The 12,439-nt window shown below is 72.1% G+C and carries 15 protein-coding genes and 2 pseudogenes; 6 read left to right on the top strand and 11 right to left on the bottom strand.

Going from position 1 to position 12,439, the window contains the following annotated elements; all coding sequences use genetic code 11:
• Positions 1–15 precede the first annotated feature (15 nt).
• Positions 16–1,503 (top strand): annotated as a pseudogene (locus BLQ67_RS10880) (amino acid permease); the annotation flags it as partial.
• A 229-nt stretch (positions 1,504–1,732) separates the two neighbouring features.
• Here the strand turns inward: BLQ67_RS10880 and resB are convergent.
• The 7 genes from resB to BLQ67_RS10845 form a co-directional block, all read right to left on the bottom strand.
• On the bottom strand, positions 1,733–3,334 hold the full coding sequence (gene resB, locus BLQ67_RS10875; protein ID WP_157674808.1) for a cytochrome c biogenesis protein ResB: 1,602 nt from the start codon (positions 3,332–3,334) through the stop codon (positions 1,733–1,735).
• A gap of 40 nt (positions 3,335–3,374) precedes the next feature.
• A complete protein-coding gene (locus tag BLQ67_RS10870) occupies positions 3,375–4,106 on the bottom strand; it encodes a cytochrome c biogenesis CcdA family protein (RefSeq protein WP_092504994.1) in 732 nt (243 codons plus the stop codon).
• The gene (locus tag BLQ67_RS10865) at positions 4,103–4,687 is read right to left on the bottom strand and encodes a TlpA family protein disulfide reductase (RefSeq protein WP_092504992.1); all 585 of its coding nucleotides are present in this window, start codon (positions 4,685–4,687) and stop codon (positions 4,103–4,105) included. The genes BLQ67_RS10870 and BLQ67_RS10865 overlap by 4 nt, the downstream gene beginning before the upstream one ends.
• On the bottom strand, positions 4,687–5,322 hold the full coding sequence (locus BLQ67_RS10860; RefSeq protein WP_172802304.1) for a histidine phosphatase family protein: 636 nt from the start codon (positions 5,320–5,322) through the stop codon (positions 4,687–4,689). The genes BLQ67_RS10865 and BLQ67_RS10860 overlap by 1 nt, the downstream gene beginning before the upstream one ends.
• 123 nt (positions 5,323–5,445) lie before the next feature.
• Positions 5,446–5,814: a GntR family transcriptional regulator gene (locus tag BLQ67_RS10855; RefSeq protein ID WP_092504988.1), complete on the bottom strand. Its 369-nt coding sequence runs from the start codon at positions 5,812–5,814 to the stop codon at positions 5,446–5,448.
• On the bottom strand, positions 5,811–6,803 hold the full coding sequence (locus BLQ67_RS10850) for a hypothetical protein (RefSeq protein ID WP_157674807.1): 993 nt from the start codon (positions 6,801–6,803) through the stop codon (positions 5,811–5,813). The genes BLQ67_RS10855 and BLQ67_RS10850 overlap by 4 nt, the downstream gene beginning before the upstream one ends.
• Positions 6,804–6,880: 77 nt before the next feature.
• Positions 6,881–7,423: a GIY-YIG nuclease family protein gene (locus BLQ67_RS10845; RefSeq protein WP_092504984.1), complete on the bottom strand. Its 543-nt coding sequence runs from the start codon at positions 7,421–7,423 to the stop codon at positions 6,881–6,883.
• Positions 7,424–7,588: 165 nt separating this feature from the next.
• Here BLQ67_RS10845 and BLQ67_RS10840 point away from each other — a divergent pair, with 165 nt between their 5' ends.
• The 3 genes from BLQ67_RS10840 (at position 7,589) to BLQ67_RS10830 (ending at position 8,969) form a co-directional block, all read left to right on the top strand.
• Entirely contained in the window at positions 7,589–8,131 is a 543-nt protein-coding gene (locus tag BLQ67_RS10840; protein ID WP_157674806.1) for a hypothetical protein, read from the top strand.
• A 62-nt stretch (positions 8,132–8,193) separates the two neighbouring features.
• Positions 8,194–8,631: a PPOX class F420-dependent oxidoreductase gene (locus BLQ67_RS10835; RefSeq protein WP_092504980.1), complete on the top strand. Its 438-nt coding sequence runs from the start codon at positions 8,194–8,196 to the stop codon at positions 8,629–8,631.
• A gap of 5 nt (positions 8,632–8,636) precedes the next feature.
• Positions 8,637–8,969, top strand: a complete 333-nt coding sequence (locus BLQ67_RS10830; RefSeq protein WP_092504979.1) for a YrhB domain-containing protein — start codon at positions 8,637–8,639, stop codon at positions 8,967–8,969.
• Between the two features lies 1 nt (position 8,970).
• Here BLQ67_RS10830 and BLQ67_RS10825 read toward each other — a convergent pair whose 3' ends face one another.
• Positions 8,971–9,285, bottom strand: a complete 315-nt coding sequence (locus tag BLQ67_RS10825; RefSeq protein WP_092504977.1) for a biopolymer transporter Tol — start codon at positions 9,283–9,285, stop codon at positions 8,971–8,973.
• A gap of 87 nt (positions 9,286–9,372) precedes the next feature.
• Here BLQ67_RS10825 and aspS point away from each other — a divergent pair, with 87 nt between their 5' ends.
• Positions 9,373–10,674: an aspartate--tRNA(Asn) ligase gene (gene aspS, locus BLQ67_RS10820; RefSeq protein ID WP_092504975.1), complete on the top strand. Its 1,302-nt coding sequence runs from the start codon at positions 9,373–9,375 to the stop codon at positions 10,672–10,674.
• Between the two features lie 19 nt (positions 10,675–10,693).
• Complete coding sequence (locus tag BLQ67_RS10815) at positions 10,694–11,173, top strand: DUF4870 domain-containing protein (protein WP_092504973.1); 480 nt, start codon at positions 10,694–10,696, stop codon at positions 11,171–11,173.
• A gap of 96 nt (positions 11,174–11,269) precedes the next feature.
• Here the strand turns inward: BLQ67_RS10815 and BLQ67_RS10810 are convergent, their stop codons facing one another.
• The 3 genes and pseudogenes from BLQ67_RS10810 to BLQ67_RS17030 all read right to left on the bottom strand — a co-directional run.
• The gene (locus tag BLQ67_RS10810; RefSeq protein WP_092504971.1) at positions 11,270–11,521 is read right to left on the bottom strand and encodes a glutaredoxin family protein; all 252 of its coding nucleotides are present in this window, start codon (positions 11,519–11,521) and stop codon (positions 11,270–11,272) included.
• Between the two features lie 86 nt (positions 11,522–11,607).
• Positions 11,608–11,706, bottom strand: coding sequence for a 30S ribosomal protein bS22 (locus BLQ67_RS10805; RefSeq protein WP_021011861.1), 99 nt, complete (start codon positions 11,704–11,706; stop codon positions 11,608–11,610).
• A gap of 434 nt (positions 11,707–12,140) precedes the next feature.
• Positions 12,141–12,419: pseudogene (locus tag BLQ67_RS17030) on the bottom strand (ArsR/SmtB family transcription factor); the annotation flags it as partial.
• Between the last annotated feature and the right edge of the window lie 20 nt (positions 12,420–12,439).

Raw genomic sequence — 12,439 nt, 5'->3', positions numbered from 1 at the left:
GCACGAGGGGACGTCATGGCAGAGCAGAGGAAGGTCGGTGGCGTCACATACGCGCGCGCGGCCGACGGCTACTTCGAGAAGCGGAGGCTGAAGCGCAGCGCCGGCGTGTGGGGGCTCTGGGGCCTCGCCGTCGCCGCCGTCATCTCCGGCGACTTCTCGGGCTGGAACTTCGGCATCGACTTCGCGGGCTTCGGCGGCATGCTCATCGCCTTCGCCGTGCTCGTCGTCATGTACTACGGCCTCACGTTCTCGATCGGCGAGATGGCCGCCGCGATGCCCCACACCGGCGGCGCCTACTCGTTCGCCCGCAGCGCCATGGGGCCGTGGGGCGGCCTCGCCACCGGCCTCGCCGAGACGATCGAGTACGTCGCCACCACCGCGGTCGTCGTGTACTTCTCGGCGCTCTACGCCGACGGCATCACGAGCGCCCTGCTGGGCTTCAGCCTGCCCGGTCCCGTGTGCTGGGCCATCCTCTACGCCGTCTTCATCGCGCTCAACGCCGCCGGCGCCAACATCTCGTTCGGCTTCGCGATCGTCGTCTCGATCATCTCGATCGGCATCATCGTCGCCTTCGGCGTCATGGCGCTCGTCTCGGGCGCGTTCTCGTGGGATGCGCTGTGGGACATGGCGCCGAACCCCGACGCCCTCGGCGCCTCCGCGTTCCTGCCGGAGGGCATCCTGCCGATCCTCTTCGCGCTGCCGTTCGCGATGTGGTTCTTCCTCGGCATCGAGGAGCTTCCGCTCGCCGCGGAGGAGTCGCACGACCCCGCCCGCGACATCCCGCGCGCCGGCCTCTGGGCTCGCGGCACGCTCATCGTCACGGGCCTCATCGTGCTGTTCCTCAACACGGGCGTGCTCGGCGCTGAGGCGACGGGCGTCTCGGGCGAGCCGCTGCTCGAGGGCTTCGCGGCGATCGTCGGCCCCGAGGCCGCGGCCGTGCTCGCGCTGCTCGCGCTCGTCGGCCTCTTCGCCTCGCTCATGGGCATCATGTTCGCCTACGGCCGCAACATGTACTCGCTGTCGCGCGCCGGCTACTACCCGCGGTTCCTCTCGGTCACGGGCGCGCGGCAGACGCCGTGGGTCGCGCTGCTCGTCGGCGCCGTGCTCGGCTTCGCGGCGCTCGTGGTCGTGGATGCCACGGGTGGCAGCGCGAGCCCCGCTGGCGCGATCGTGCTGAACATCGCCGTGTGGGGCGCCGTCGTCGCGTACTTCCTGCAGATGGTCGCGTTCATCCTGCTGCGCAGGCGGTTCCCGGATGCGGCCCGCCCGTACCGCTCCCCGTGGGGGTTGCCGGGCGCCTACTCGGCGGCGATCATCGCCGGCATCGTGTTCGTGGGCGTGCTCGTGAACCCGTCGTTCCTGCCTGCGATCGTCGCGATCGTCATCATCTACGTGCTCGTGTTCATCGGGTTCGCGATCTACGGCAGGCACCGGCTCGTGCTGTCGCCCGAGGAGGAGTACGCCATCTCGGGCGGCCTGCGCGGCGTGCCCGCCGACGACGGCGACACGACGCCCGACCCGGTGGTGGCGAAGGGTTGGCGCCTCCCCGGCAGCTGGTCGAGGAGGCCGCAGCCGAAGGCTGCAGCCGTCACGAGACCTCGCGACGGACCCGCCCTGCGCGACCATGCGCGCGACTCGGCGGGAGCGGCCGTCACGAGGTCTCGTGACGCGTGCTCGCTGCGCTCGCGCGCTCCTCGACCAGCTGACGGGATGCGTGGCGCTCGGTCGGGCGTCAGGTGCTTCGCGGCGGTTCGGGCTCCGCGTCGGCGTCGTCGCCGCGCAGCCTGCGCGCCAGGTCGTCGACGGCACCCTCGAGCCTCGGGTCCTCGCCGCGGGCGAGGCCCGCGAGCTCGAGGCCCTGGTCGGTCGCCTTCACCCACAGGCGGCGGCGCGGGATGAGCAGGCTCGACAGCAGGCCGGCGACGAGCGCGATCGCACCGCCGAGCACCCAGCCCTGCGTGACGTCGCGGTGCACGTCGATGACGGCGTAGCGGCGGATGCCCTCGAACGAGATCGTGCCGAGGCCGTTCGGCAGGGCGACCGTCTCGCCGGGTCCGATGAGCAGCGCGGGCTCGGCGGAGTCGCGGCCGGCGACCTGCTCCATGTCCTCGGTGTCGAGCTGGTACACCGACTGCGGCACGCCGTCGTCGAGGCCGAGGTCGCCCGTGTAGACCTGCAGCGACAGCAGCGGGTTGAGCAGGTCGGGGTAGTACGACGCGTACGCACCCGTCTCGAGCTGCGCCGCCGACGGGTAGAAGAAGCCCTGCAGGCCCACCTGCTCGGCGAGCCCATCCGGCAGCTTCACGACGCCGAGGCTCGTCATCTCGTTGTCCTGCGCGAGGAACGGCACGATCTCGTCGAACACGACGGTGCCGTCGGCGTTCGTCACCGTGATCTCAGGCGCGTAGCCGTTCGAGATGAGGTACAGGTCGCTGCCCTGCACGCGCAGCGGCTCGTTGATGCGGATCTGCCCGGGGTGCGTGTCGCCGTCCTCGGTCACCTGCACGAAGGCGGTGAAGTCGAGCGGCTGCCCGATGGCGTTCATGTTCTCGGTCTCGTAGACGACGTCGAGGTCGTCGAGGTGGATGCCGAACGCCGGCAGGTCGTCGGCCGAGACCCACTGGCCCGTGTTGAGCGTGTCGAGGCTCGCGCCCGAGAGCGAGAACCCCTCGCCCTCGACGACGAGGCGCTGCGACTGGAAGCCGAAGCCGCTGCCCGCGACGATCGCGACGACGATGACGACGATCGACGCGTGGAAGATGAGGTTGCCGGTCTCGCGCAGGTAGCCGCGCTCGGCCGACACCGAGTCGCCGTAGCGCTCGGTGCGGTAGCCGAGCCGCTTCAGCACGCCCTCGGCCCGCTCGACGTCGGCGGCCGTGCCCGGCACGGTCTGGAAGCCGACGAGCCGAGAGAGGCGTGCGGGCGTCTTCGGCGGGCGAGCGCGCATCGCCGCCCAGTGGTGGCGCATGCGCGGGATGACGCAGCCGACGAGCGACACGAGCAGCAGGATCGTGATGGCCGAGAACCAGGGGCTCGTGTAGACGTCGTGCAGCTGCAGCGCGTCGTAGAGCCACACGAGGTCGGGGTTCGCGTCGCGCACGGCGATGACGCCGTTCGGGTCGCTCGAGCGCTGCGGCACGAGACTGCCCGGCACCGCGGCGAGGGCGAGCATGAGCAGCAGCACGATGGCCGTGCGCATGCTCGTGAGCTGCCGCCACGCGAAGCGCGCCCAGCCGACGGGGCCGAGGCGCGGACCGCCGGCGGACTCCGTCGTGGGCGTGCCGTCGACGTGGTCGGAGGGGCGCAGCGGGTCGCCTGCGGAGGGCGTGCGCACCTTCGCCGTCTTCGCCGTCGCCTTCTTGGGCGCCTCGGCGTCAGAGGACCGTGACGACATTCCCCACCCATCCCTGGATCGCGTCGGACACCTGCATCCAGATGCCCGACAGCATGAGCACGCCGAGCACGATGAGCATGGCACCGCCGACGATGTTGATGGCACGGATGTGCCGCTTCACGAACGCGACGCCCTTCGACGCCCAGCCGAACCCGAGCGCGAGCAGCAGGAACGGGATGCCGAGGCCGAGCGAGTAGACGAGGCCGAGGAGCGCCGCCTGCCAGGCGGTGCCGGAGTCGAGCGCGAGCACGCTGATCGCGGCGAACGTCGGGCCGATGCACGGCGTCCAGCCGACGGCGAAGACGATGCCGACGAGCGGCGCCGCCCACATGCCGCCCGCGCGCACCTGTCGCGGCTTCCACATCCGCTGGAACACGGTCAGCTGGCCGATGAACACGAGTCCCATGACCACGAGCACGCCGCCGAGCACGCGCATGAGCACGTCGCGGTAGCGGATGAGGAACTCGCTCGAGGCGCCGACGACGAACGAGCCGAGCACGAAGACGAGCGTGAAGCCGGCGATGAACAGGGCGACGCCGAGCAGCAGTCGGCGACGCGAGTCCTTGCCGCCGGCGAGCGACGACACGAGTCCCAGGTAGCCGGGCACGAGCGGCAGCACGCACGGCGACGCGAACGCGACGACGCCCGCGGCGAGGGCGATGGGCAGCGCGAGCAGCAGCTGGCCCGCGTAGATCGGATCGGCCGGGCTCACGCCAGCTCGTCGTCGAGGATCGTCGCGAGGATGCTCGCCTCGGGCAGCGCCCCGGTGACGCGCGCCGCGATCGTGCCGTCGGCCGCGATCACGAGGGTCGTCGGCACGGCCGTCGGCGTGATGGTGCCCGCGAATGCGAGCTGCGCGTCGCTCGTGTCGGCGTCGAGGATCGACTCGTAGGGGATGTCGAACGACTCGTCGAACGCGTTCGCCTGCGCTGCGCCGTCGCGCACGTTGACGCCGATGAACGTCACGTCGCCGTCGTACTCGGTCGCGAGCTCGGTGAGCATGGGCGCCTCGACGCGGCACGGCGGGCATGCGGCGTACCAGAAGTTCACGACCATGACCTCGTCGGCGTGGTCCTGCGACGACCACTCGTCGCCGTTCGTGAGCGTGCCGCCGAAGTCGGGCGCGTCGATGCGCTCGTTCGCGGGGAACTCCTCGACGGCGCCGTTGCCCGAGATGTACCCGGAGTCGCCCTGGTTCGCGATGCCGTCGCCGCTCGAGCAGGCGGCGAGCGCGAGGATCGCGAGCGCAGCGGCGGCGGCGACCGCCGATCGGACGGTGCGGGTGGTGCGCATCACACTGCTCCCAGGTCGACGGCGTCGATCGACGCCGCGGGGTCGTCGTAGCCCACCTCGACGAGGTGCGTGCCGTGCCGCTCGAACGTCGTGATCGACGAGAGCGCGCAGCGGCGGGCGCGCGGGTCGTGCCAGAGGCGCTGGCCCGCGAGGTGCCGGTGGGTGATCCAGATGGGCGCCTGGTGGCTCACGAAGACGACGTCGCCCTCGTCGCCCGACTCGGCGAGCTCGTCGAGCGCATCCGTCATCGCCGCCTCGACCCGGGCGGCGATCGCCGCGTACGGCTCGCCCCACGTCGGCAGGAACGGATTCCACACGAGGCGCAGCATCCTCGGGTCGCGCAGGGCGCGGATGCTCGCGAGGGTCTTGCCCTCGAAGGCGTTGACCGGCTCGATGATGCGGTGCTCGGTGCGCAGCTCGACGCCGGCGCGCTCGACCCACGGTGCCGCGGACTGCTGCGCACGGATGAGCGGGCTCGCGTAGACGCGGGCGACCGGGCGGTCGACGCTCTCGGCGGCGAGCGCCGCCATGCGGTGGCCGCGCTCGGTGAGCGGGTAGCCGGGGAGGCGTCCGTAGAGGATGCGCTCGGGGTTGTCGACCTCGCCGTGACGCACGAGATGCAGGCGGGCGGACATGGCCGTCATGGTACCGAGCGCGCCTATGCCTCCCGACCAGTGGCGACGTCCCGGTCTCCGCACGACCGAGCGAGGCCGACGACGATCGCGCCGTGCTCGAGCCACCCCGAGCCCGTCGGTACGTCAGGCATCCGACGCATCGTCCGTGCTCGGTGCGGGCCAGAGCGCGCGCAGCACGCCGACGACGTCGTCGAACGCGACTCCCTCGTGCTCCGACACCTCGACCAGTGCGCGGGCGGATGCGACGACGTCTGCCGGTGCGCGGGAGGCGCCGGGCGCGACGCGCGTGCCCGCTGCCGTGCGCGTGACGACGAGCCCCTCCTGCTCGAGTGCCCGATACGCCTTCGCTGCCGTCGCCTGCGCGACGCCGAAGTCGCGAGCCGTCTGCCGCACCGTCGGCAGACGATCGCCATCGCCAAGACGACCCGATCGGATCGCGCCGCGCAGCAGCTCGGCGATGCCGTCGGCGGAGTCCGGCGCGAGCGGCGTCATGCCGACGTCTCGACCGGCACGGCGCGGCGAGCCACGGCGGCACGGGTCGTGTCGATGGCGAGCCGCATGAGGACCGCGACAGCCAGCGCCTGCGCTGCGAGCCCCGCGGCCTGCATCGGCCGCGCGAGCATCGCGTAGCCCGTGCCGAGGAAGACGTCGGGCTGCAGATCGTCGCCGACACCGACGACGATCTGGCCGGTGAAGCCCACGAACGCCCAGACCGCACCGAACGTCGCGAGCACGCCGCCGAGCGCGACGAGCGTGAGCACCCTCGCCGTCGCGACGCGCGTCGACCGCGTCGTCGCCGCGGGCTCGCTGGCCGGCACCGGCCGTGCCGCATCGCCGCGCAGCAGTGCCCACAGCAGAGCGAGGACGGCGGCGAGCGCGACGCCCGTCGCGAGGTGGTTGGGCCAGCCGACACCCGCGACGTAGCCCTGGCCCGTGGTGAACGGCATCCACACCGGCAGGTCGACATGCACGCCGGTGCGGCCGTAGAACGCGCCGTCCTCCGGCGCGTCGACGGCGATCCGGATCTGCCAGGCGATCGTCGCGGCGAGCAGCGCCGCCACCGCCAGCACGGCGACGAGCGCAGGCCCAGACGCGAACGCGAGCCACGATCGCCGTGGGAGCAGCGCACGTTCGCCGGGTGCCGGTGCGTGCTCGGTCGCGAGCGCGGCCGCCGCGACCGCGAGCACGATGCCCGCGGCACCGAGCGCGAGCGGGCGCATCCACCAGCCCGAGTACCCCGTCGCGTCGAGCGGGCCGATCGAGGCGGTCAGCGCGTTCGCGACGACGCTCGTCGCCACGACGACGAGTGAACCACCCACGCCCATCGCGACGAGGAGGCGCCTGCGACGCGCGCCTTCAGGCAGCGTGACCAGCGGACGACGCCACACGAACGAGATGCCCGCGAGGGCGATCCCGGCGACCAATGGCGCCACGACATCAGGACTCGGCAGGCTGCCGAGGAGGTACTGCAGGAGGCCCATGCCGCTCCGTTCGCGAGATGCATCTTGTGCGATGAAGCTAGCACAACTTGTGCTGAGAACACAGCACAAGGCGAGCGTCAGGCGAGCCCGCGCAGCGCGAGCGCCTCGCTGCGCCAGCGCGCGTGCTGCATCCACGGATCGCGGCCCTCGCCGATCGCCGCGAGGTGCGCGGCGACCTCGTCGGTGATGCGGAACCACTCGGTGCGGCCGATGCGCGCCTCCGAGAGCTCGGCGTGCCTGCGCTGCTCGAGCGAGCGGTCGCCGCGCTCGAGCGCCACGAGCTCCTCGTGCCAGATGGCGCCGAGCCGCTGCCGCAGGTTCGACGTCGTGCCGATCTTCACGCGGTCCTCGAACCGCAGCGCGTAGACGACGTCGACGCGCGGCGGGGCGAGGTCGGCGTCGGGCACCTCGCCGACGCGCCACTCGCACGTGGCGCACACCGTGCCCGACGGCATCCGGATGCCGATGCGGCTCGCGCACACGGGGCACGGATGCGGCAGCACGTCGTCGACGACGGCCGACTCGGCCGCGAGCGCGAGGTGGTGCGCGCACAACGCGACGAGCGCCTCGGGCTGCGCGGCGTCGTCGCAGTCGGGCACGAGGCACGCGGATGCGGTCATGCCACGACGGTAGGCGGCACCGCCGACGCTGCGGACGGCCGGATGTGACGCTGAGCGGCGTCTCGAGGGCGATCTTCCCTCGGCGTGCCGCTGCGCGTCACTGCGTGGCCGAGTCGCGGCGCGCCGCTGCCGCTCGAGCCCTGCGCGAGTCGGTACTGTCACGCCATGAGCCTTCGTGTCGCACTCGCGCGGAACCCCGTGCTGTCGGCGAGCGCGGCGGTCGCCCTCGCCGCCGCGGGGGCCTTCCTCGCATTCGGCTGGGCGGCACCGTCGATGGCGCTGCAGTCGATGACCGACGGCTCGGTGACGGTGTGCACGCCCGTGCACGCCGACGGCCGCGTCGCGATCGCGCTCCCGATGGTGCGCAACGCGACGAACGCCGAGATCGTCGTGACCGATGCGGCCCTCGTCGACCCCGACGCGGTGCGCGTCGTCGGCTTCGACCTGCTCCCCGTCGCGCCGCCCGACGTCGGCTACGTCGGGTTCCCGCTCGACGAGGTCGGCCTCCACCCGGTGTTCGCTCCTGTCACCGTCGCGCCGGGCGACGAGATGGTCGTCGCGATCGCGCTCGAGCCCACGTCGGATGCCGCGAGCCGCACCGAGGGCGTGCGCCTGACGTACGAGGTCGACGGCCGCCTCGGCACCGGCTCGGTCGACGTCATGCTCGCGATGGAGACGGCCCCGGCTGGCGGCGTCTGCGGCGACTAGCGCGTCTCGAGCCGACCGCTCCCGCCTCCCCGCTCCCGACCTCCGCGTGCCACGCTGGAGGCATGGGAGCCCCGCTGAACCCCGTGCTGCCCGCGTCGCACGCCGACCTGCTCGTCGAGGCGCACTACGCCCACATGGCCACGGTGCGCCCGGACGGCGCACCGCAGTCGAGCGTCATGTGGTTCGACTGGGACGGCCGCGTCGTGCGCATCACCCACACGCGCTCGCGGCAGAAGTTCCGCAACCTCGAGCACGAGGGGCGCGTCTCGTTCTCGATCCACGACCCGGCGTCGCCGCTGCGCGCGCTCGAGGTGCGCGGCCGCGTCGTCGACGTGGTCGAGGACGACGACGTCGCCTCCTTCTACAAGGGTCTGCAGCACCGCTACGGGATGGACTACCCGATCGACGACGCCGCCGAGCGCGTGATCATCACGATCGAGCCGACGAAGTTCATCGCCGTCGGCGGTGGGCAGATCGTCGCGACGAGCGCAGCCGGCTGACCGCCGTGGATGCCGAGCGCGAGGCGTCGCCCGGCATCTCGCGCGAGCGCGCGCTCGAGATCGTGCGACTCATGCTCGACGCCCTCGAGGCGCAGTCGGGAGCGCGGTACGCGATCTTCGACGGCGAACGCGGCATCGACGGCATCCTCGACCACGGCGACGTGTGGATCGTCGTGTGGAACGCCGCTGACTTCGTCGCGACGGGCGACGCGCGCCGCATGCTCATCGGCGCCGGCCCCTACCTCGTCGCGAAGGACGATGGCGCGGTCGCGATGCTGCCGTCCGCGTTCCCCGTCGACGAGGGCGTCTCCCGCTGGCGCGCATCGCGCGGGCGCTGACTCACGCGAGCCGGTCGAGCTCGCGGATGGCGTCGCGGGCGCGAGCGAGGCGGTCGGCCTCGGGCTCGTCCCACCACCGCGGACCGCGCTCCCCCAGGCCGTGCTTCGCGAGGTCGACGCGGCGCCGGGCAGCGGCGATCGCGCGGTCGTCGTCGGCAGCCTTGCCCGCGCGCACCGCCGCGCGACCGCGCCCGAGGTGCGACCGCAGCGCCTCCTGCACGTCGTCGGGCAGCGACGGGTCGGTGCGCCGCCACCGGCGACCGTCGATCACGAGCCAGCGCTCGGCGTCGATCGCGTCGGCATCCGCATCCGTCATGCAGCCAGCATGGGTGGTCGCGCGCGGTCCTGCGAGGGGTGGACGGCCGCGGCTGGCGGCGCACGCGCGCGCCCGTAGGCTGTACGGGTGACTGCACGCACCCTCATCGCCGACCTCGCCGCCCACGACGCCGGACCCGTCAAGGTCCAGGGATGGGTCGAGACGGTGCGCGATCAGAAGCGCGTGCAGTTCGTCATCCTGCGCGACGAGTCGGGCTCGGCCCAGCTCGTGAACCCCGTGAACGACGACACCGCCGAGACGGCCGCGTCGATCTCGGCCCTCATGCACGGCTCGTTCGTGACCGTCGAGGGCGAGCTGAAGCACGACGAGCGCGTGAAGCTCGGCGGCCTCGAGGTGAAGATCGCGTCGCTCGTCGTCGAGACGACCGCGCTCGACTCGCCCATCGACGCCGAGACCGGCATCGACAAGCGCCTCGACCACCGCATGCTCGACCTGCGCCGCCCCGAGGCGCAGCTCATCTTCCGCGTGCAGACGGCCATCGAGCACGCGTTCCGCACGCGCTGGATCGACGAGGGCTTCATCGAGATCCACACGCCGAAGCTCATGGCCTCCGCGTCGGAGTCGCGCGCCGAGCTCTTCGAGGTGCCGTACTTCGAGACGACGGCGTACCTCGCGCAGAGCCCGCAGTTCTTCAAGCAGATGGCGCAGGGCGCCGGCTTCGGCAAGATCTTCGAGATCGCGCCGGCCTTCCGCGCCGACCCGTCGTTCACCTCCCGCCACGCGACCGAGTTCACCTCGGTCGACGCCGAGCTGTCGTGGATCGACAGCCACGAGGACGTCATGGCGCACCACGAGGCGCTGCTCACCGACGCCATCACGGCCGTCGTCGAGCGCTACGGCGACCAGATCCGCGACGCCTTCGGCATCGAGCTGCAGGTGCCGACGCTGCCGTTCCCGCGCATCAGCCACGCCGCGGCGAAGCAGATCGTCGAGGCCCGCGGCCACACGATCGAGCGCGCCGACGGCGACCTCGACCCCGAGGCAGAGCGCCGGGTCAGCGCTCACGTCGCCGAGACGATGGGGCACGACTTCGTGTTCGTCACCGACTACCCCGACACGGTGCGGCCGTTCTACCACATGCGTCACGGCGAGGGTCTGACGAGCTCGTACGACCTGCTCTACAAGGGCACGGAGATCGCGACGGGCGCGCAGCGCGAGCACCGCGTCGAGGTGCTCGAGGACCAGGCGCGCTCGAAGGGCATGGACCCCGAGGAGCTGTCGAGCTACCTCGACTTCTTCCGCTACGGCGTGCCCCCGCACGGCGGCTTCGGCATGGGCCTCGCCCGCGTCGTCATGCTCATGCTCGGCCTCCCGTCGATCCGCGAGACGACCTACCTGTTCCGCGGCCCCACGCGCCTCGAGCCCTGACGCACGACAGGCGGATGCGGTGACGACCCCCGAGCAGCACGACCGCTACGAGGTGGCGCCCGGCGCCGTCGGCGGCCCCGAGCCGCAGGCGCACGCCATGCCCGTCACGGGCGCGCTCGCGTGGTGGATCGGCTTCGTCTCCCTCGTGCCCGTGCCGATCGTCTCGCAGATCGTGTCGTGGGTCGCGCCCGTCGTGACCCACGTGCGGCTGCGCCCCGCAGGCGGGTTCGCAGCCGAGGTGTCGCGGCAGGCGGCGAACTGGCAGCTGACGTTCGCGACGATCACGATCGGCGGGTTCGCCCTCACCGGCATCGTCGTGCTCGTGCTCGAGACCGCCGGCGTCACGACCGACCCGCGCGCGTTCATCCCGTGGTTCGTGCTCATCACGATCGCCGGCATCGCGACGATCGTGCACATGGTGCTCGGCGGCACGAAGGCCGGCCGCGGCGAGGTGCACCGGCCGCGGGGCTCGATCCCCTTCTTCAAGCCCGTCGCCTGACCGTCGCTCGCGCCGCACGGCGCGATGTGCGCGAATCCAGGGTCTCGCGGCGCTGAGCGTCACGAGTGCCCGGATTCGCGCACATCTCGCCGGACGTCAGGCGAGCGCGCGCTCGATGCGGTCGCGCAGCCGCGCGGCGTCGACGCGCCACGAGGCGTGCGGCCGGCCATCGACGAGCACGACGGGCACATCCTCGCTCCATCGCTCGGCGAGCGCCGCATCCTTCGTCATGTCGAGCTCGACGAGCGTGGCGCGGCCAGGGAACTCGCCGACGACGCCCTCGACGATCGGGCGCGCGACGTCGCACAGGTGGCAGCCGGGCTTCGCGACGAACGTGACCTCGACCATGCCTCCAGGGTAGGTGCGTCGATCACGCTCCGGGAACGACGAAGCGCCCGACACCGAGGTGTCGAGCGCTGAGTCGAAGCAGTCGCCTACTTGCGGTTGCGACGCTGGTGACGCGTCTTGCGCAGCAGCTTGCGGTGCTTCTTCTTGGCCATGCGCTTGCGGCGCTTCTTGACGACCGAACCCATTCGATCCTCGCTTTCCGATGTCGTGACGTCTCTGCCGACCGCGGAGCGCGCCGGAGAACACTGCCGACCAGCCTATCGCACCCGCGGATGCTCGACGGATGCGGCCTCGACGTCCGTCAGTCGCGACGACGCAGACGGTCGCGCGCCTGCTCGATCGCTCGCGACGCACCGCCGCGGCGCTCGTCGATGCGCGCCTGCAGCTCGTCGAGCCACGTCTGCAGCTCGGCGGCCTTCTGGCGCGCCTCGTGCGCCGCGTCCGCGACGCGACGGCCGAGCGACTCGCCGACGGGCGCCGGGTTCTCGACCATGTGGTTCGCGCGCTCGAGCGCCTGCTCGGCGGCGGTGCGCGCCTGCTCGGCTGCCGACTTGAACGACACGTTCGCACCCGCCCATGCCGCGAACGCCGCAGCACCCAGGCCGCCCTCCTGGCCCTGGTCGTCGCCCGCGAACACGAACGGCATGAGCCAGTCGTCGACCTCGTCGAGCGGCGCGGGATCGATGCGGTAGTAGCGGTGCTGGCCCTCCTCGCGCACCTCGACGAGCCCCACGTCGCGCAGGGTCTTGAGGTGCTTCGAGACGGTCGGCTGCGCCACTCCGAGCGCCTCGACGATCTCGCTGACGCTCGCCTCGCCCGTCGTCGCTCGACGGTCGAGGAGCACGCCGAGGATCTCGCGCCTCGTGGCGTCCGCGATCACGCTGAAGATGTCGGCCATGGCGACATATTGCCAGCGCG

This window comes from Agrococcus jejuensis (assembly GCF_900099705.1).
Classification (GTDB): domain Bacteria; phylum Actinomycetota; class Actinomycetes; order Actinomycetales; family Microbacteriaceae; genus Agrococcus; species Agrococcus jejuensis.
This window is presented reverse-complemented; position numbering and strand designations above follow the sequence as displayed.